Annotated in this window: 16 protein-coding genes; 14 read left to right on the forward strand and 2 right to left on the reverse strand. The window is 69.7% G+C overall.

The window, feature by feature from the left end:
• Positions 1–2 precede the first annotated feature (2 nt).
• Positions 3–818, forward strand: coding sequence for a bifunctional hydroxymethylpyrimidine kinase/phosphomethylpyrimidine kinase (gene thiD, locus ACIBB8_RS04185; RefSeq protein WP_398948886.1), 816 nt, complete (start codon positions 3–5; stop codon positions 816–818).
• A gap of 103 nt (positions 819–921) precedes the next feature.
• Here the strand turns inward: thiD and rpmB are convergent, their stop codons facing one another.
• On the reverse strand, positions 922–1,107 hold the full coding sequence (gene rpmB / locus ACIBB8_RS04190) for a 50S ribosomal protein L28 (protein ID WP_030928661.1): 186 nt from the start codon (positions 1,105–1,107) through the stop codon (positions 922–924).
• Positions 1,108–1,364: 257 nt separating this feature from the next.
• Here rpmB and ACIBB8_RS04195 point away from each other — a divergent pair, with 257 nt between their 5' ends.
• The 9 genes from ACIBB8_RS04195 to mutM all read left to right on the forward strand — a co-directional run bounded on the left by ACIBB8_RS04195 (position 1,365) and on the right by mutM (position 10,791).
• On the forward strand, positions 1,365–3,002 hold the full coding sequence (locus ACIBB8_RS04195; protein ID WP_398948956.1) for a DAK2 domain-containing protein: 1,638 nt from the start codon (positions 1,365–1,367) through the stop codon (positions 3,000–3,002).
• Between the two features lie 305 nt (positions 3,003–3,307).
• Positions 3,308–5,527 (forward strand): ATP-dependent DNA helicase RecG, encoded by a 2,220-nt coding sequence (gene recG / locus ACIBB8_RS04200; RefSeq protein ID WP_398948887.1) that lies wholly within the window; start codon positions 3,308–3,310, stop codon positions 5,525–5,527.
• Between the two features lie 114 nt (positions 5,528–5,641).
• Positions 5,642–6,226, forward strand: coding sequence for a 16S rRNA (guanine(966)-N(2))-methyltransferase RsmD (gene rsmD / locus ACIBB8_RS04205; protein ID WP_398948888.1), 585 nt, complete (start codon positions 5,642–5,644; stop codon positions 6,224–6,226).
• A 26-nt stretch (positions 6,227–6,252) separates the two neighbouring features.
• Positions 6,253–6,732, forward strand: coding sequence for a pantetheine-phosphate adenylyltransferase (gene coaD, locus ACIBB8_RS04210; RefSeq protein WP_398948957.1), 480 nt, complete (start codon positions 6,253–6,255; stop codon positions 6,730–6,732).
• A gap of 98 nt (positions 6,733–6,830) precedes the next feature.
• Positions 6,831–7,901: a cell division initiation protein gene (locus ACIBB8_RS04215; protein ID WP_398948889.1), complete on the forward strand. Its 1,071-nt coding sequence runs from the start codon at positions 6,831–6,833 to the stop codon at positions 7,899–7,901.
• Between the two features lie 187 nt (positions 7,902–8,088).
• Entirely contained in the window at positions 8,089–8,760 is a 672-nt protein-coding gene (locus ACIBB8_RS04220) for a YceD family protein (RefSeq protein ID WP_398948890.1), read from the forward strand.
• Positions 8,761–8,762: 2 nt separating this feature from the next.
• Complete coding sequence (gene rpmF / locus ACIBB8_RS04225) at positions 8,763–8,936, forward strand: 50S ribosomal protein L32 (RefSeq protein WP_003965982.1); 174 nt, start codon at positions 8,763–8,765, stop codon at positions 8,934–8,936.
• A 19-nt stretch (positions 8,937–8,955) separates the two neighbouring features.
• Positions 8,956–9,780, forward strand: a complete 825-nt coding sequence (rnc, locus tag ACIBB8_RS04230; protein WP_398948891.1) for a ribonuclease III — start codon at positions 8,956–8,958, stop codon at positions 9,778–9,780.
• 144 nt (positions 9,781–9,924) lie between these two features.
• Positions 9,925–10,791 carry a bifunctional DNA-formamidopyrimidine glycosylase/DNA-(apurinic or apyrimidinic site) lyase gene (mutM, locus tag ACIBB8_RS04235; protein ID WP_398948892.1) on the forward strand — a complete coding sequence of 289 codons (867 nt, stop codon included), beginning with the start codon at positions 9,925–9,927 and terminating at the stop codon, positions 10,789–10,791.
• 105 nt (positions 10,792–10,896) lie between these two features.
• On the opposite strand, the gene ACIBB8_RS04240 is transcribed toward mutM, so the two are convergent.
• The gene (locus ACIBB8_RS04240; RefSeq protein WP_398948893.1) at positions 10,897–11,829 is read right to left on the reverse strand and encodes a CAP domain-containing protein; all 933 of its coding nucleotides are present in this window, start codon (positions 11,827–11,829) and stop codon (positions 10,897–10,899) included.
• A 148-nt stretch (positions 11,830–11,977) separates the two neighbouring features.
• On the opposite strand from ACIBB8_RS04240, the gene ACIBB8_RS04245 reads away from it, so the two are divergent.
• The 4 genes from ACIBB8_RS04245 to ACIBB8_RS04260 all read left to right on the forward strand — a co-directional run bounded on the left by ACIBB8_RS04245 (position 11,978) and on the right by ACIBB8_RS04260 (position 18,911).
• Complete coding sequence (locus tag ACIBB8_RS04245) at positions 11,978–12,259, forward strand: acylphosphatase (RefSeq protein WP_358861072.1); 282 nt, start codon at positions 11,978–11,980, stop codon at positions 12,257–12,259.
• A gap of 439 nt (positions 12,260–12,698) precedes the next feature.
• Positions 12,699–12,911, forward strand: coding sequence for a hypothetical protein (locus ACIBB8_RS04250; protein WP_018551753.1), 213 nt, complete (start codon positions 12,699–12,701; stop codon positions 12,909–12,911).
• Positions 12,912–13,443: 532 nt separating this feature from the next.
• A complete protein-coding gene (locus ACIBB8_RS04255; RefSeq protein WP_398948895.1) occupies positions 13,444–17,289 on the forward strand; it encodes an AAA family ATPase in 3,846 nt (1,281 codons plus the stop codon).
• A 203-nt stretch (positions 17,290–17,492) separates the two neighbouring features.
• Entirely contained in the window at positions 17,493–18,911 is a 1,419-nt protein-coding gene (locus ACIBB8_RS04260; RefSeq protein WP_398948896.1) for a sugar porter family MFS transporter, read from the forward strand.
• Positions 18,912–18,941 lie beyond the last annotated feature (30 nt).

Genomic DNA, 18,941 nt, shown 5'->3' on the forward strand with positions numbered 1-18,941 from the left:
GTATGCCCGTACCTTCTGCCGCACCGCAGGTACCGCTCGTTCCACCCCGAGTGCTCACCGTCGCCGGATCCGACTCCGGTGGCGGTGCGGGCATCCAGGCCGACCTCAAGACGATGCTGGCGCTCGGCGTGCACGGCATGAGCGTGATCACCGCGGTGACCGCGCAGAACTCGCTGGGCGTGCAGGGCGCATGGGAGCTGCCCGTGGAGACGGTACGGGCCCAGTACCGCAGCGTCGTCGATGACATCGGCGTCCAGGCGGTGAAGACCGGCATGCTCGCGTCGGCCGCCCTTGTCGAGACCGTCGCCGCGCTCCTCGCGGCAACGGACGCCCCGGTGGTCGTCGACCCGGTGGGGGTCTCCAAGCACGGTGATCCGCTGCTCGCTGCCGAAGCCCTCGATTCCGTACGGACGAAGCTGCTGCCGGTCGCCACGGTGGCAACCCCCAACCTCGACGAGGTGGCGCAGCTCACCGGTGTGACGGTCACGGACGAAACCAGAATGCGGCAGGCCGCGGCGGAGATCCTGGGACACGGGCCGCGCTGGGTCGTCATCAAGGGCGGTCACCTGCCCGGCGAACCGGTCGACCTCCTCACGGACGGCACCGAGGAGCACTGGCTGCGCGCCCCCCGCCACCACAACCGGCACACGCACGGCACGGGCTGCACCCTCGCCTCCGCGATCGCCTGCGGGCTGGCCCGGGGCAACGACGTACCGGCGGCCGTGCGTGCCGCGAAGGCGTATGTCACCGGGGCGATCGCGGCGGGCTTCCCACTGGGCACCGGGATCGGCCCGGTGCGGCACGGCTGGCAGCTGTAACGGCCTCCCCCGCGACGGGGAGTGGGGGAGCACAGCAAAAAGCCGGTCCACCGAGGCGGACCGGCTTTTTGGGCAACCGGAAGGCTGCGCTACGACGGGAACGTCAGCGCGCGACCTTGCCGGCCTTGATGCACGAGGTGCAGACGTTGAGCCGCTTCGGCGTCCGACCGACCACGGCACGCACGCGCTGGATGTTGGGGTTCCAGCGACGGGACGTACGGCGGTGCGAGTGCGAAATGTTGTTGCCGAAGCCCGGCCCCTTGCCGCAGACGTCGCAGTTGGCAGCCACGGGTCACTCCAAAGACTTCAGGTGCACTTACAGTGAATTCCGGCGCGCCGGAATCATTTGACTGAAGTGGCGGTACCGGAGGAAAGGCCCGACTCTCATCGGGCAACCGAAGCAGCATACAACGGCCGCGTCGGTAGAACGAAACTACCATGGGTTTCCCCGCCGTCTGCCCCGCCCCTGTCCCTGCCGGACGCACCGGGCGGGACTAGTCTGCGGTTCAGTCCGCCCGCATGGCCGCTCTCCAGGAGGAACACCAGGTGCCGCAGACCGCCGACGACATGGACGCCGTCGCGGTGCGTACCTGGTGCTCACTGGCGCTGGAGGCGTTGGGCCAGGAGCGTGAGGCGATCGACGCGATCAACGTCTACCCCGTCGCGGACGGGGACACCGGCACCAACCTCTATCTGACGGTGGAATCGGCGGCGGCCGCCGTCGAGGCGGTCTTCGCCGCCCACGAGACCGGCACGTCCGTGCCCGCCCTCGCCGATGTCGTGCGGGCCATGGCGCACGGGGCGCTGATCGGCGCCCGCGGCAACTCCGGCACGATCCTTGCGCAGCTGTTGCGCGGCATGGCGGGGGTGCTGGCCGACGGGCACGACGCGGACCATCTGCGCCGCGCCCTGACCCGGGCCGCCGAGGCCGCCCGGCAGGCCGTCGCGCACCCTGTCGAGGGCACGGTGCTGACCGTGGCCACGGCGGCCGCCGTGGCCGCCGGGCGCACGGCGGGCGACCCGAGACCGGAAGCGGTCGCGCAGGCGGCGTACGAAGGGGCGCGTACGGCACTGGACGCGACCCCCGGGCAGCTCGCCGTCCTCGGGCGGGCGGGCGTCGTCGACGCCGGAGGCCGTGGCCTGGTGACCGTCCTGGGGGCGCTTGTCGAAGCGGTCTCCGGTGAGGCGCCCGCACGCGGGACCTGGGTGACGCCCGACATCGCCCCTGTGACCGCTGCCGCTGCCGACGACTGCGCGGCAGGCGGGCCGGCGGAAGGACCCGCCTTCGAGGTGATCTATCTCCTGGAGGCCCGGGACGACGCCGTCGACCGGCTGCGGGCCCGGCTCGACGGGCTCGGCGACTCGCTCGTCGTGGTCGGCGGCGACGGGCTGTGGAACGTCCACGTCCATGTCGACGACGCCGGTGCGGCGGTGGAGGCCGGGGTCGAGGCGGGCAGGCCGTACCGGATCCGGATCACCCACTTCGGCGCCGACCGGGTCCACCCCCACCACCGCGAGCCCGCGCAGCGCGGTGTCGTCGTGGTGGTTCCGGGCGACGGGCTCTCCGGGCTGTGCACGGAGGCCGGCGCGACCACGGTGCTCGCCCGCCCCGGAGAGCCGCCCGCCAGCGGCGAACTGGTCGATGCGATCCGTCGCGCCCACGCCCGCGAGGTGGTCCTGCTGCCCAACGACGCGGAGCTGCGCCACACGGCCGCCGCGGCCGCGGAGCAGGCCCGTACGGAAGGCATCCGGGTCGCCCTGATCCCGACCCGCGCCGCCGTCCAGGGCATCGCGGCGCTCGCCGTCCACGAACCGGATCGCAGCTTCGACGAGGACGTGGTGGCGATGACCGCCGCTGCCGGTGCCACCCGGTACGCCGAACTGGCCGTTGCCGAGCGGCAGTCGTGGACCATGGCGGGCATCTGCCAGGCCGGCGACATCCTGGGGCTGATCGACGGCGATGTGGCGGTCATCGGGGAGGACGTGACCGGCACGGCCCGGGCCGTCCTCGACCGGATGCTGTCGGCGGGCGGTGAACTCGTGACGCTGGTCCTGGGCGAGCGCGTGCCGGACAGCCTGGCGGAGGCGCTGCAGGAGCATGTGCGCGAGGGGTACCTGGCGGTGGACACGGTGGTGTACCGGGGCGGCCGCCAGTGCGCTCCGCTGCTGATCGGGGTGGAGTAGACGCCCGGGCGGGCCCGGTCCCTCCTTCCCCGGAGCAGAGGTGAGGGGAGAGGGGGTCGGCCAGTCCGGGCAGAGCCATCTGGAAGGTGTGCGGCGACCGGGCGGAGAAGGATGCGGAGGACGAATCGGGGGACGCGGAATTCGCTCAGGTCTCGGATGCCATCGCCGCAGCGCCGGTGGGGGACGGGCGATGCCGCGGGGTGATCGCGAGCGAGGAGCCGGGGACCGGTCCCAGGGGTGCGCAGACGTTTCCGACCAGGGGATTCCGGTGGTGCGGGCGACTTCTGTCAGTGGCTTGGTGTGCAATGGATCGCGTGTCCGCGTTCGATGAACCCCTGAAGAAGCTGCTCGGCGGTGCCACCGCGAAGGTGATGGCCGAGCACCTCGACCTGCACACGGTCGGTGATCTGCTGCACCACTACCCGCGGCGGTACGAGGAGCGCGGCCAGCTCACCGCGCTGGCCGACCTCCCGCTGGACGAGCACGTGACCGTCGTCGCCCAGGTCGCCGACGCGCGGATCATGGTGTTCAACAACGGCAGGGGCAAGCGCCTGGAGGTGACCCTCACCGACGGCAGCGGCCGGCTGCAACTGGTCTTCTTCGGCCACGGCGTGCACAAGCCGCACAAGGAGCTGTTGCCCGGCCGCCGGGCGATGTTCGCGGGCAAGGTCTCCGTCTTCAACCGGAAGATGCAGCTCGCACACCCCACGTACCAGCTGCTCGACACCGCGGACGCCGACGAGGCCACGGAGGCGGTGGACGCCTTCGCCGGGCGGCTGCTGCCCATCTACCCCGCCTGCAAGCAGCTCGACTCCTGGCGGATCGCCAAGGCCGTCGACACCGTGCTGCCCAGCGCCCGGAACGCCGTCGACCCGCTGCCGCTCCCGCTGCGCGAGGGGCGCGGCTTCACCCCGCTGCCCGAGGCGCTGCTGAAGATCCACCGCCCGCAGACCAAGGCGGACATCGCCGACGCCAGGGACCGGCTGAAGTGGGACGAGGCGTTCGTCATGCAGGTCGCGCTCGCCCGCCGACGGTACGCGGACACCCAGCTTCCGGCGGTGGCACGCAGACCCGGGCACGGCGGACTGCTCGACGCCTTCGACGCCAAACTGCCGTTCACCCTCACCGAGGGCCAGGAGAAGGTCTCCAAGGAGATCTTCGACGACCTGGCGACCGAGCACCCGATGCACCGGCTGCTGCAGGGCGAAGTCGGGTCCGGGAAGACCATGGTCGCGCTGCGCGCCATGCTCGCCGTCGTCGACGCGGGCGGTCAGGCCGCGATGCTCGCCCCCACCGAGGTGCTCGCCCAGCAGCATCACCGCTCCATCACCGAAATGATGGGCGAGCTCGCCGAAGGCGGGATGCTGGGCGGCTCCGACCTCGGTACGAAGGTGGTGCTGCTGACCGGATCCATGGGGATGGCGGCCCGCCGTCAGGCACTGCTGGACCTGGTCACCGGCGAGGCCGGGATCGTGATCGGCACGCATGCGCTGATCGAGGACAAGGTGCAGTTCCACGACCTGGGGCTGGTCGTCGTCGACGAGCAGCACCGCTTCGGAGTGGAACAGCGCGACGCGCTGCGGTCCAAGGGGAAGCAGCCGCCGCACCTGCTGGTGATGACCGCCACTCCCATTCCCCGTACGGTCGCCATGACGGTCTTCGGAGACCTGGAGACGTCCGTCCTGGACCAGCTGCCGGCGGGCCGCTCGCCGATCGCCAGCCATGTCGTCCCCGCCAAGGACAAGCCGCACTTCCTCAGCCGCGCCTGGGAGCGGGTGCGCGAGGAGGTGGGCAACGGGCATCAGGCATACGTCGTCTGTCCCCGGATCGGTGACGACGCCGACGACGAGGCCGAGAAGAAGAACAGGAAGAAGGCTGCGGAGAAGGCGGCCGAGGAGGACGGGGAGAAGCGCCCGCCGCTCGCGGTCCTGGAGATCGCCGAACAGCTCACCAAGGGCGCCCTTGCCGGTCTGCGCATCGAGGTGCTGCACGGCAGGATGAACCCCGACGACAAGGACGACGTGATGCGGCGCTTCGCCGCGGGCCAGGTCGACGTCCTCGTCGCGACGACCGTCATCGAGGTCGGGGTCAACGTCCCCAACGCCACCGCGATGGTGATCATGGACGCCGACCGGTTCGGCGTCTCCCAGCTCCACCAGCTCCGCGGCCGGGTCGGCCGCGGCTCCGCCGCCGGCCTCTGTCTGCTCGTCAGCGAGGCGCACGAGGCGAGCCCCGCGCGCGCCCGGCTCTCCGCCGTCGCCGCCACCCTCGACGGCTTCGAACTGTCCCGGATCGACCTCGAACAGCGCCGCGAGGGCGATGTCCTCGGCCAGGCCCAGTCCGGGGTCCGCACGTCCCTGAGGGTGCTCTCCGTCATCGACGACGAGGAGGTCATCGCCGCAGCCCGCGAGGAGGCCGTGACGATCGTCGCGGCGGACCCGGACCTGTCCCGCCTGCCGGAGCTGCGCACCGCGCTGGCCGCCCTGCTCGACAAGGAGCGCGAGGAGTACCTCGACAAGGGCTGAGTTCGGGGGATGCACGGGGCCTTCGGGCCCCAGCGGACCCGAAGCCATATCGTGGGATGCACGGCGCCCGCCCCACCCCGGCGGGCCACCCCCCGACCCGAGGATCAGACACCCATGACCCGCGTGATCGCCGGCTCGGCCGGCGGACGCCGCCTGGCCGTCCCGCCCGGCACCGGCACCCGCCCCACCTCCGACCGCGCACGCGAGGGCCTGTTCTCCACCTGGGAAGCGCTCCTGGGCACCCTGGAGGGCATCCGAATCGCGGATCTGTACGCGGGCTCCGGCGCCGTCGGTCTCGAAGCGCTCTCCCGCGGCGCGGTCCACGCCCTGCTCGTCGAGGCCGACACCAAGGCCGCCCGCACGGTCCGGGACAACGTCCGTACGCTCGGTCTGCCCGGCGCCGAAGTCCGTACCGGCAAAGCCGAACAGATCGTGACAGGGCCGACGCCCGCGGACCCGTACGACGTGGTCTTCCTGGATCCGCCGTACGCCGTCACTGATGGCGATCTTGGCGAGATACTGCTCACACTCCGTGCTCAGGGCTGGCTCACGGACGATGCCCTCGTCACTGTGGAACGGAGCACCAGAGGCGGAGAATTCAACTGGCCCAAGGGATTCGAGCCACTGCGGGCCCGTCGCTACGGCGAGGGAACGCTTTGGTACGGTCGCGCCGCCTCTACGTGCGAAGACGCACGATGACCGCACCGGAGAGCGAGGGACTCAAGTTGCGCCGCGCCGTCTGTCCGGGGTCGTTCGACCCCATCACCAATGGACACCTCGACATCATTGGCCGCGCCTCGAAGCTGTACGACGTCGTACATGTCGCGGTGATGATCAACCAGTCCAAGAAGGGCCTGTTCACGATCGACGAGCGGATCGAGCTGATCCGTCAGGTCACCGCGAACTTCGGCAACGTCGAGGTCGAGTCCTTCCACGGCCTCCTGGTCGACTTCTGCAAGCAGCGCGACATCCCGGCGATCGTGAAGGGCCTGCGGGCCGTCAGCGACTTCGACTACGAGCTGCAGATGGCCCAGATGAACATCGGCCTCTCCGGGGTCGAGACGCTCTTCGTGCCGACCAATCCCACGTACAGCTTCCTGTCGTCCTCCCTGGTCAAGGAGGTCGCGGCCTGGGGCGGCGACGTCTCGCACCTGCTGCCGCCGCCGGTCCACGAGGCGCTCGTCGAACGTCTCGCCCAGCAGTGATGCACTGACAGTCCGTCACCCGGTGTCGGACGGGCGCCGACTGGCCGTACAGTCGTGCCATCCGTCTCCAATCAGCAGTAGAGAGTGGCGAGCACACGGTGGACGTGCAGAAGAAGCTCGACGAGATCGTCGAAGCGGTCGGGAACGCCCGGTCCATGCCCATGTCGGCGTCGTGCGTGGTCAACCGCGCCGATCTGCTCGCCATGCTCGAAGAGGTACGTGAGGCCCTTCCCGGCTCACTCGCCCACGCCCAGGAGCTCATCGGCGGCCGGGAGCAGATGGTCGAGCAGGCCCGGCAGGAGGCCGAGCGGATCATCGAGACCGCCCACGCCCAGCGCGGCTCACTGATCTCCGACACCGAGATCGCCCGGCAGTCCCAGGCCGAGGCCGACCGCATCCTCGGCGAGGCCCGCCGGGAGGCCGACGAGGTGCGCGCCGAGGCCGACGAGTACGTCGACAGCAAGCTCGCCAACTTCGAGGTCGTCCTCACCAAGACCATCGGCTCCGTCGACCGGGGTCGCGAGAAGCTCCTCGGCCGTGGCCAGGGCTTCGACGAGCAGGGGTACGAGGACCCCGACTTCGCCGAGGCCCCCGAGCGCAGCGCCGACCCGGAGACGCTCCGGCGCCGCGCCGACGAGTACGTGGACACCAAGCTCGGCGCGTTCGAGGCTGTGCTCGCCAAGACCCTGGAAGCGGTCGGCCGCGGCCGGCAGAAGCTGCACGGCCGGGTCGCCACCGACGAGCTCGGCGCGCACATGGCCGCCCAGGACGCCGCGGGCAGCCAGGGCCACACCAGCGACGAGGACCACTGGGCCGGTCTCGCCGAGCTCGCCACCCCCGAGCCGCAGCCGGCGCCCCAGCAGGTCCAGCCGCACTTCCCGGCACAGGCGCAGCCGAGCTACGCGGAGACGTACGGGTACCAGGAGCAGCCGCAGCAGGACATGTACGGGTACCAGCAGCAGCCGGACCCGTACGCCGTCTATCAGCAGCAGGGCTACGACGAGGGCCAGGCGCAGCTGCAGCCGCAGGGGTACGAGGGCTGGCAGCAGCCGATGCCGGCGCACCAGCCCTTTCCGCCGCAGGGCGAGAGCGCACTCGACGAGACCAGCCTCTTCGACACCAGCATGATCGACATCGATCAGCTCCGCCGGTACGAGCAGGAGCGCTGACCGGGGCGGCCGGGACGCAGACCGAACGCGACCGGTTCCGGCCGGTTCGGGACTGGTATCAGACCCGGTTGGGAGCAGGGTAACGCGTCCAGTATCCTGGTTGTTCGGTCGCGCGTAGGTCTGCGATCCCGGCTGCCCGCTTCGACTTCCGATCCGGTCGGCCCCTCCCCACGGTGCGCTGTGCGCCATGCATACGATTTCGAAAGCAGGAAAAGCCCTGAACGGCCACCTCGACCACCGAAACCCTCTCGTGTTCGATACGCACGAGCTGGGTCGGCGTCCCGGTGCTCTTCTGCGGCTGACCCGCTCGGTGGACGCGCCCGAGGACCTCGGTATCGACGGGGTCATCGGTGTGCCGGAAGGCTCCCCCGTGGAGCTGGAGCTCCGCCTCGAATCGGTCATGGAAGGGGTGCTTGTCACAGGCACCGCCCGTGCGTCGGCCGAGGGGGAGTGCGTAAGGTGTCTGGAGCCGCTGCGCCAAGAGGTTGTGGCGGACTTCCAGGAGATGTTCTCGTACCCTGACGCCGATGACCGGGGCCGCAGCAAGGTGGCGGACCCGGCCGACGACGCCGAGGACGACGAGGACAGGCTCTTCCTCGAGGACGGCTTGTTCGACCTCGAACCAGTGCTGCGTGATGCGGTGGTGCTCGCACTGCCGATGCAGCCGGTGTGCCGGGAGACCTGTGCCGGCCTGTGTTCCGAATGCGGGATCAGGCTGGACGAGAACCCCGGTCACCACCACGATGCCGTCGACATCCGTTGGGCGGCATTGCAAGGACTCGCCGAGACCGTTCAGGACGGCGAGAAGGACAACATGGGCGGCGCCGAAGCGGGCGTCGACGAGAAGCAGGAGAAGTAGCCGTGGCTGTTCCGAAGCGGAAGATGTCGCGCAGCAACACGCGCCACCGCCGGTCGCAGTGGAAGGCTGCGGTCCCCACCCTGGTTTCGTGTGAGCGTTGCCAGGAGCCGAAGCTGCAGCACATCGCGTGCCCCAGCTGCGGCACGTACAACAAGCGCCAGGTCCTCGAAGTCTGAGCGGCTGGTGAGAGGCCCGATGTCTGAGTTGTCCCACGCCAAGAAGCAGGCAGACAACGTCAACACAGCCTCGTCCCACACGCTTCTGGAAGGGCGGCTCGGGTATCACCTTGAGTCCGCCCTTCTGGTGCGTGCGCTGACCCACCGTTCCTACGCATACGAGAACGGCGGCCTGCCCACCAACGAGCGGCTCGAATTCCTCGGGGATTCGGTACTCGGCCTGGTGGTCACGGACACGCTGTACCGCACCCACCCCGACCTGCCCGAAGGCCAGCTGGCCAAGTTGCGGGCCGCGGTGGTCAACTCGCGTGCACTTGCGGAGGTCGGCCGCGGCCTCGATCTCGGCTCCTTCATCCGGCTCGGCCGGGGCGAAGAGGGTACGGGCGGCAGGGACAAGGCATCCATCCTCGCCGACACGCTTGAAGCGGTGATCGGCGCGGTCTATCTCGATCAGGGCCTCAGCGCGGCCTCGGAGCTGGTTCACCGGCTCTTCGACCCGCTGATCGACAGGTCCTCCAATCTCGGCGCCGGCCTGGACTGGAAGACCAGCCTCCAGGAGCTCACCGCGAGCGAGGGCCTCGGAGTCCCCGAGTACCTCGTCACGGAGACCGGCCCGGACCACGAGAAGACCTTTACTGCTGCTGCTCGCGTCGGTGGTGTCTCGTACGGCACCGGCACCGGCCGTAGCAAGAAGGAAGCGGAGCAGCAGGCGGCGGAGTCCGCCTGGCGCGAGATCAGCGCCGCTGCGGAGCAGCGGGAGGCCGCGGCGAAGGCCGTGGCCGACGGAGGGGCCGCCGACACCCCTGCCGGCCCGCTGCCGTCCACGGACGTCACTCCGGCCTGACCCGGGATCCCCTCGGTGCCTTGTGCACCGGGGGGATCTTCCTGTCCGGACCCAGGGCGTGACCGCACAGTCATGCTCTGGGGCTGTCCGGTGGATCAGGGCCGTACACCCCCTAAACTGTTCAGTCTCTTGAGGAGCCACTCCGTGCCCGAGCTGCCTGAGGTCGAAGTCGTACGGCGCGGTCTCGATCGCTGGGTCACCGGCCGCACGGTCGGTGAGGTCGAGGTCCTGCACCCGCGCGCGGTCCGCCGCCACCTCGCGGGTTCCACGGACTTCGCGGCCCGGCTCAGCGGCAGCCGCTTCGGTACGGCCATGCGCCGCGGCAAGTACCTGTGGGTTCCTCTGGACGACGACTCCTGCTCGCTCCTCGGCCACCTCGGCATGAGTGGTCAGCTGCTCGTACAGCCGCAAGACACCCCCGACGAGAAGCATCTGCGGATCCGGATCCGCTTCGACGACGCCCTCGGCACCGAGCTGCGCTTCGTCGACCAGCGGACCTTCGGCGGGCTCTCCGTCCACGAGAACACCCCGGACGGGCTGCCCGACACCATCGCGCACATCGCCCGCGACCCTCTGGACCCCGCCTTCGACGACGCGGCGTTCCACACCGCTCTGCGTCTGCGCCGTACGACGGTCAAGCGTGCCCTGCTCGACCAGTCGCTGATCAGCGGCGTCGGCAACATCTACGCGGACGAGGCGCTCTGGCGCACCAGGCTGCACTACGACCGGCCCACCGCGACCCTGACCCGGCCCAGGTCGGCCGAGCTGCTCGCCCATGTCCGCGACGTGATGAACGCTGCGCTCGCGCAGGGCGGCACCAGCTTCGACAGCCTCTACGTGAATGTGAACGGCGAGGCGGGCTACTTCGACCGGTCGCTCGACGCGTACGGGCGCGAGGACGAGCCCTGCCACCGCTGCGGTACGGCGATACGCCGCCGCCCGTGGATGAACCGCTCCAGCTACTACTGCCCGCGCTGCCAGCGGCCGCCGCGGGCCAACACGCCTGGCTAACGGCCTGCCCGCACAGCGCTCCCTTTCGGAGTGCGCTGTGCGGGCGTAAGTGATCAGGCGAAGTGCGGCCCATGCGGTCCGGGATCCCGGAGGGCTCCGGAAGGATCAGAAGCCGAAGTCCTGAGTCCACCAGGGGCCACCGGAGCCGAAGTGCACTCCCACCCCGAGGGTCTTGTAGTCACAGTTGAGAATGTTTGCGCGGTGACCCTCGCTGTTCATCCAGGAGTCCATCACTGCCTGTGCGTCCGCCTGGCCGCGGGCGATGTTCTCGCCGCCGAGCCCCGTCACACCGGCCTTCGACGCGCGGTCCCAGGGGGTCCGGCCGTCTGGGTCGGTGTGGTCGAAGAAGCCGCGGGCCGCCATGTCATCACTGAAGTTCTGGGCGAGGGAGGCGAGCGGGGCACTGGCCGTGACCGGGCTGCAGCCGACCTTCGCGCGCTCCTGGTTGACCAGCGCGAGCACGGCGGCCTGGGCGGAGGTGTCGCCGGCCGGGGTCGTGGCGCTGCGCGCCGGAGCTGCGGCAGATGTCGTCGGCGCAGCCGAGGCCGTGGCGGACGGCGCGGAACCGGTCGTTCCTGCAGCCGCGGGCGCCTTCGTCGGCTTCGTCTGCTCGGCCGTCTTCGAAGGGGAGGCGGACGGCGTGGCCGAGGCGCTGGGGGGGCCCGGCCGCTCGGACTTCCGGGGCACCTGGGAACGCTCGGTGCTGCGGCCGGCCTCGGCCGACGCGATACCGCGGTCGGCCGGAGCGGTGGTGGAGCCGCCCTGCGTCAGCAGGTCCGGCGCTCCCTGGGAGCGGATCTGGTTGGTCGCCGTGCTACCGGTCACGTGGTACGCGCCACCGCCGGGCAGCAGACCCGAAGCCACGGCCACGGCTCCGACGGCCATCGCGGCGGAGACGCCGATCAGTCCCGTACGCACGGGCATGCCGGACCGCTTCCTGCGGCGCGCGCCGCGGCGCGCGCGGGCTTTCGCGGCCGCGGACGTGTCAGCGGCCGAACCGGCCACGGGACCCGCGGCGGAGCGTCGATGGCGTCCCATCTGCTGTCCCCTTCTGACGGTCTGGACGCCAGAATCGGCGTCAATACGCCTCACCCGATCGAGTGAGGCTTTGGTTTCGACGGGACTGTACGCCATGGCTGAACGAGGCGAAGTGACCCTTGGGTAATTGGGCGGTTAGCGTTCGGCCATGAACGAAGATGTACGACTCACCGCCTGGGTGCGCGGCCGAGTACAGCAAGTAGGGTTCCGGTGGTTCACCAGGGCAAATGCTTTGGAGATCGGTGGCCTCACCGGATTCGCCCTCAATCTCGACGACGGTCGGGTGCAGGTTGTGGCCGAGGGGCAACGTGAGAATTGCCACCGCCTGCTGGAGTGGCTGCGCTCCGACGACACACCCGGACGCGTGGATGGAGTCACTGAGATCTGGGGTACTCCGCGCGGCGGTTATGAGGGGTTTGCGATCCGCTGATCCCGTTCCGAATGAGGTCCGCATTCGGGGTCGTGTTCGGATCGTGTTCGATAGGCGGCGAGGGGGCACCGAAGGGGCCGCTCATCTGCGTACACATGAAATGACCTGCGGAAGGACCGGACAGTTGCCAAGATTCGGTTGCCGTGCCAGGCTGCGGCAGTAAGGATGATCTCCACGCCCCCCAGGGCCCCGCAGGAGAGTCGCGCCGCGTGATCGTCAAGCCGCGCGCCCCCGGGTCAGCCGCGTCTACGGGGTGTGATCGTGTTGACCGTCAAACTTTTTGGTGAGACGCTGAAAACCCCGCGCACCTTAGCTGTTTGGCAGAGTTCTTTGGCAGCAGAACCGCAGTGATGACAGAGCACTGCCGAGCACCGCGGGTGCGATTCCCTCACGACCCACACCGCATCGGTCGGTCACTCAGTGTGGAGGACCATCCATCATGGCAAAGGCGCTTCTCGGTTACGTCGGCGGTTCCGACCCGCGACTCCTCGCCGAGATGCGACGGCTCCAGCAGCGCGTCCAGGACCTGGAATCCGAACTGGTACGGATCCAGGACGAGAACGACGCGCTCAACGCCGCCGCCCAGCACCAAGAGTCGCTGCTCGACAGCATCGACATCGACGTACCTCAGGCGGAGCCGGCGCTGACCTGACCGAGGGCCCACAGGGGCCGGTCGGGCTGCTCGCGTCAGCCGTCTGAGTTCATCACCGGATCGTCACCGGAATAATCGTCACCGGATCATTGAAGATCATCACTGTGATCTGTCGCCTTCTTGATCCGCCGCGTTCTTTGATCCGTCACGCAGCACTTCGCAAGATCTGCAAGGGGCGCTTCGGCGTCCCTTCTTTCTTTTGCCCTACTGCGACAGACCCGCCCCGGACATACACCCCTTCCCTTACGGCCTCTTCCACGACAGGGAGTGGGCTCCCGACGCCCGGCGACTGCTCCCCAAGCTCTCGGCTTCGCTCGAGCAGGGAGGGCGTTATCCGTCGGTCACCGACTCTCCCACAGCCTTAAGGGCGTGGGAGGTGCCCCCTCCGCGTCGACTGCGTCCTCCCCCTTACCATCGAAGCCGCACGACGCCGCTCGCTGACCCACTCCCTGTCGCGGGGGAGGCCGTTACCGTCTGATGTGCCCTGCACCTTCATCAGCGAAACCGAGAGCGAAAGGTAGAGTCCGGCGGCGTGCATCTCAAGGCCCTGACCCTGCGTGGTTTCAAGTCGTTCGCCTCTGCCACGACCCTGCGGTTCGAACCCGGGATCACCTGCGTCGTCGGTCCCAACGGTTCCGGCAAGTCCAATGTGGTGGATGCGCTCTCCTGGGTCATGGGTGAGCAGGGAGCCAAATCCCTTCGCGGCGGCAAGATGGAGGACGTGATCTTCGCCGGCACCACCGGGCGGCCGCCGCTCGGACGTGCCGAGGTGTCGCTGACCATTGACAATTCCGACGGCGCGCTGCCTATCGAGTACGCCGAAGTGACGATCACGCGGATCATGTTCCGCAACGGCGGCAGCGAATACCAGATCAACGGCGACACCTGCCGGCTCCTCGACATCCAGGAACTTCTTTCCGACTCCGGTATCGGCCGGGAGATGCACGTCATCGTCGGACAAGGCCAGCTGGACTCCGTACTCCACGCCGATCCGATGGGGCGCCGCGCATTCATCGAAGAAGCCGCCGGTGTGCTCAAGCACCGCAAGCGGAAAGAGAAGGCGCTGCGCAAGCTGGACGCGATGGGAGCCAATCTGGCCCGTGTCCAGGACCTCACGGACGAACTGCGGCGGCAGTTGAAGCCGTTGGGCCGGCAGGCGGCCGTCGCCCGGCGGGCCGCCGTCATCCAGGCCGATCTGCGTGACGCAAGGCTGCGGCTGCTCGCCGACGACCTGGTGCGGCTGCACGACGCGCTGCGTAGCGAGATCGCCGACGAAGCGGCGCTGAAGCAGCGTCGGGAGGCGGCGGAGGCGGAGCTGAAGGCGGCCCTGACGCGGGAGGCGGAGCTGGAGGACGAGGTACGACGGCTGGCGCCGCGCCTGCAGCGGGCCCAGCAGACCTGGTACGAGCTGTCGCAGCTCGCCGAGCGGGTACGCGGCACGATCTCGTTGGCCGAAGCCCGGGTGAAGAGCGCCACCGCCGCACCTGAGGAGGAGCGGCGCGGTACGGGATTCAGGGACCCGGAAAGCATGGAGCGCGAGGCCGCCCGGATCCGGGAGCAGGAGGCTGAGCTGGAGTCCGCGCTGTCGGCGGCGGAGCACGCGCTGGAGGACACCGCTGCCCACCGGTCCGAGTTGGAACGGGAGTTGGCGGCCGAGGAGCGCAGGCTCAAGGACGCGGCCCGCGCCATCGCTGACCGGCGCGAAGGGCTCGCCCGGCTGACCGGGCAGGTCAACGCGGCGCGCAGCCGGGCCGGTTCGGCGCAGGCGGAGATCGACCGGCTGGCCGCCTCGCGTGATGAGGCGCAGGAGCGGGCGGTCAGAGCCCAGGAGGAGTACGAGCAGCTCAAGGCCGAGGTGGAGGGGCTGGACGCGGGTGACGCGGAGCTGGGCGAGCGCCACGACGCCGCCAAGCGGGAGCTCGTCGAGGCGGAGTCGGCCCTCTCCGCCGCCCGGGAGGCCACCACCGGCGCGGAACGGAAGCGGGCGGCGGTCGCGGCCCGGCACGACGCCCTGGCCCTGGGCCTGCGCCGCAAGGACGGCACGGGCGCACTGCTCGCCTCGCGCGACAGGCTGGCGGGCCTGCTCGGCCCGGCCGCGGAACTGCTGACGGTGGCCCCGGGTCGCGAGGTCGCGGTCGCGGCGGCACTGGGCGCGGCGGCGGACGCGGTGGCGGTGACGGACCCGGCTACGGCAGCGAACGCCATCCGGCTGCTGCGCAAGCAGGACGCGGGGCGGGTGGCGTTGCTTTTGGGGGGTGCGAGCGCGGGTGCGCCCGAGGCTGATACGGGGCAGGTGCCCGTCCAGGGCGGGGCTGCGACGAAGCAGGTACCCGGGCAGGGTTCGGCGCCCGCCGCGGCCGGGGACGTCCCGCCCCGGACCGCCGAGTCCGGTGCGGGGCACGTAGCGGGGCAGGCTGCTGGGCAGGACCGGGCCGCCCACACCGGTGCGGCGCACGCGCCCGGCCACCACGTCGGCCACGTACCCGCGCCGGGTCCGGCCCCCGACGTCCTGTCCCACGGCCCCGCCGGCCGCCCCGAGGTACCCGGCCACGTGCTCCGCGCGGCTGTCCCGGACAACCCGCCGGCAGTCGCCGATCTTGTCCGCGGACCCGCTGAGCTGATGGCTGCCGTGCGCCGACTCGTACGTGGCATGGTCGTCGTGCCCACCCTGGAGGACGCCGAGGATCTTGTTGCCGCGCATCCCGAGCTGACCGCCGTGACCGGTGAAGGAGACGTCCTCGGGGCGCACTTCGCGCACGGCGGTTCCGCCGGGGCGCCCAGCCTGCTCGAAGTGCAGGCCTCCGTCGACGAGGCCGCCGCCGAACTGGCGGACCTGGCTGTCCGGTGCACCGAGCTGGCCGAGGCCCAGCGCCTCGCGGGGGAGCGACGCAGTGCCTGCGTCGCGCTTGTCGAGGAGCTGGGGGAGCGGCGCAGGGCCGCCGAGCGGGAGAAGTCGGGGGTGGCCCAGCAGCTCGGCCGGCTCGCCGGGCAGGCCCGCGGGGCCGCGGGCGAGGCCGAGCGGTCGGCCGCCTCCGCCGCCCGCGCCCAGGACGCCCTGGAGCGGGCGACCGAGGAGGCCGAGGAGCTGGCCGAACGGCTGCTCGTCGCAGAGGAGATGCCGGTCGAGGAGGAGCCGGACAACTCCGTGCGCGACCGGCTCGCCGCCGACGGTGCCAATGCCCGCCAGACCGAGATGGAGGCCCGACTCCAGGTCCGTACCCACGAGGAGCGGGTCAAGGCACTCGCCGGGCGTGCGGACTCCCTCGACCGCGGTGCCCGCGCCGAACGCGAGGCCCGTGCCCGTGCCGAGCAGCGTCGAGCTCGGCTGCGCCACGAGGCTGCGGTGGCCTCGGCCGTCGCCTCCGGTGCCCGTCAGCTCCTCGCTCATGTCGAGGTGTCCGTCGAACGGGCCGGGCAGGAGCGGGTCGCCGCCGAGGCGGCGAAGGCGGAGCGCGAGCAGGAACTGATCGTCGAGCGTGGCCACGGACGTGAGCTCAAGGGCGAGCTGGACAAGCTGACCGACTCCGTCCACCGTGGTGAGGTGCTCGGCGCCGAGAAGCGGCTGCGGATAGAGCAGCTGGAGGCGAAGGCCCTTGAGGAGCTGGGCGTGGAGCCGGCCGGGCTTGCCGCCGAGTACGGCCCCGACCAGCTGGTGCCTCCGTCGCCGGCTGCGGAAGGTGAGGAGCTGCCGGAGGACCCGGAGCACCCGCGCAACCAGCCGAAGCCGTTCGTCAGGGCGGAGCAGGAGAAGCGGCTGAAATCCGCCGAACGGGCGTATCAGCAACTCGGGAAAGTCAATCCGCTCGCCCTTGAGGAGTTCTCGGCACTGGAAGAGCGGCACAAGTTCCTCTCCGAGCAGCTCGAAGACCTCAAGAAGACCCGCGCCGATCTGATGCAGGTCATCAAGGAGGTCGACGAGCGGGTCGAGCAGGTGTTCACGGAGGCGTACCGGGACACGGCACGTGAGTTCGAGGGCGTCTTCTCACGGCTCTTCCCGGGCGGTGAGGGGCGGCTCATCCTGACCGATCCGGACAACATGCTGGCGACCGGGGTCGATGTCGAGGCGCGCCCGCCGGGCAAGAAGGTCAAGCGGCTCTCCCTGCTCTCGGGCGGCGAGAGGTCTCTGACGGCTGTGGCGTTGCTGGTCTCGATCTTCAAGGCCCGGCCGAGTCCGTTCTATGTGATGGACGAGGTCGAGGCGGCGCTCGACGACACCAATCTGCAACGGCTGATCCGGATCATGGAGGAGCTCCAGGAGAGCTCGCAGCTCATCGTGATCACGCATCAGAAGCGGACAATGGAGGTCGCGGACGCGCTGTACGGCGTCTCGATGCAGGGTGACGGGGTCTCCAAGGTCATCAGCCAGCGGCTCCGCTGAGGCTGCTAAATCTACAGGTCTTCAACACATCTTTTGGATGGCACTCTTATTGTCTTCAAAGCCCGCCATTTGACTTCGAAACTTGAAGACATAGGCTCTCCAGCGTCGTTTTTAACTTCAAGTGGTGGCACCTGTGGTGGTGTGCGCCACTTGGAAGAGTTCCCCCCCACGCCTGACGACGCGGCCAGGCACCAGGAGTTCATGTGACCAGCACATCGCAGACACCAGGATCCGGAGCCCGCGCGGCCCATCCGGAACACCTCGGCCACGTCATTTTCATTACGGCAGCCGCTGCGATGGGCGGCTTCCTCTTCGGCTACGACAGCGCCGTGATCAACGGCGCCGTCGAGGCGATCCGGGACCGCTACGGCATCGGTTCCGGAACGCTGGCCCAGGTGATCGCCATCGCCCTGATCGGCTGCGCCATCGGCGCCGCCACGGCGGGCCGTATCGCCGACCGGATCGGCCGCATCCGCTGCATGCGGATCGCCTCGGTACTCTTCACCATCAGCGCCATCGGCTCCGCGCTCCCGTTCGCTCTCTGGGACCTGGCCTTCTGGCGGATCATCGGCGGCTTCGCGATCGGCATGGCCTCGGTCATCGGCCCCGCCTATATCGCCGAGGTCTCGCCCGCCGCCTACCGAGGCCGGCTCGGCTCCTTCCAGCAGGCCGCGATCGTCATCGGTATCGCCATCTCGCAGCTGGTGAACTTCGGCATCCTGCAGCTCGCCGACGGCAAGCAGCGCGGAACGATCGGCGGCCTCGAGGCCTGGCAGTGGATGCTCGGCGTCATGGTCGTACCGGCGCTCCTCTACGGCCTGCTGTCGTTCGCGATCCCCGAGTCGCCGCGCTACCTGATCTCCGTCGGAAAGAACGAGAGGGCCAAGGAGATCCTCTCCGAGGTCGAGGGCAAGGAAGTCGACCTCGACGCCCGCGTGGCCGAGATCCAGGCAGCCATGCACCGCGAGCACAAGTCCACCTTCAAGGACCTGCTCGGCAGCCGCTTCGGCTTCCTGCCGATCGTCTGGGTCGGCATCGGTCTCTCGGTGTTCCAGCAACTCGTCGGCATCAACGTGGCGTTCTACTACTCGGCGACGCTGTGGCAGTCCGTCGGTATCGACCCGACCACCTCCTTCTTCTGGTCGTTCACCACATCGATCGTCAACATCATCGGTACGGTGATCGCAATGGTCCTCGTCGACCGAGTGGGCCGCAAACCGCTCGCGCTCGCGGGCTCCACCGGCATGGCGATCGCGCTGGCCTGTGAGGCCTGGGCCTTCTCCGCCGAGCTGGTCAACGGCAAACTCCCCACTACTCAGGGTGTTGTCGCCCTCATCGCGGCTCATGTCTTCGTGCTCTTCTTCGCCCTGTCATGGGGTGTGGTGGTCTGGGTCTTCCTCGGCGAGATGTTCCCGAACAAGATCCGCGCTGCCGCGCTCGGTGTCGCCGCGTCCGCTCAGTGGATCGCCAACTGGGCGATCACCGCGAGTTTCCCGAGCCTGGCCGACTGGAACCTGTCGGGCACCTACATCATCTACACCTGCTTCGCCGTGCTCTCGATCCCTTTCGTGCTCAAGTTCGTGAAGGAGACCAAGGGCAAGGCATTGGAGGAGATGGGCTGATCCCTGCTGCCCCTCTCCTCGATCACGCGG

The sequence above is a fragment of the Streptomyces sp. NPDC051286 genome (assembly GCF_044455345.1).
Lineage (GTDB): Bacteria > Actinomycetota > Actinomycetes > Streptomycetales > Streptomycetaceae > Streptomyces.

What these genes read in the sequence shown, in the direction of transcription:
- rsmD (WP_398948888.1), top strand. Translation starts at nt 5,642, where the DNA reads ATGACCCGCGTGATCGCCGGCTCGGCCGGCGGACGCCGCCTGGCCGTC.
- ACIBB8_RS04220 (WP_398948890.1), top strand. Translation starts at nt 8,089, where the DNA reads ATGCATACGATTTCGAAAGCAGGAAAAGCCCTGAACGGCCACCTCGAC.
- ACIBB8_RS04250 (WP_018551753.1), top strand. Translation starts at nt 12,699, where the DNA reads ATGGCAAAGGCGCTTCTCGGTTACGTCGGCGGTTCCGACCCGCGACTC.
- rnc (WP_398948891.1), top strand. Translation starts at nt 8,956, where the DNA reads ATGTCTGAGTTGTCCCACGCCAAGAAGCAGGCAGACAACGTCAACACA.
- ACIBB8_RS04240 (WP_398948893.1), bottom strand. Translation starts at nt 11,829, where the DNA reads ATGGGACGCCATCGACGCTCCGCCGCGGGTCCCGTGGCCGGTTCGGCC.
- ACIBB8_RS04245 (WP_358861072.1), top strand. Translation starts at nt 11,978, where the DNA reads ATGAACGAAGATGTACGACTCACCGCCTGGGTGCGCGGCCGAGTACAG.
- recG (WP_398948887.1), top strand. Translation starts at nt 3,308, where the DNA reads ATGGATCGCGTGTCCGCGTTCGATGAACCCCTGAAGAAGCTGCTCGGC.
- thiD (WP_398948886.1), top strand. Translation starts at nt 3, where the DNA reads ATGCCCGTACCTTCTGCCGCACCGCAGGTACCGCTCGTTCCACCCCGA.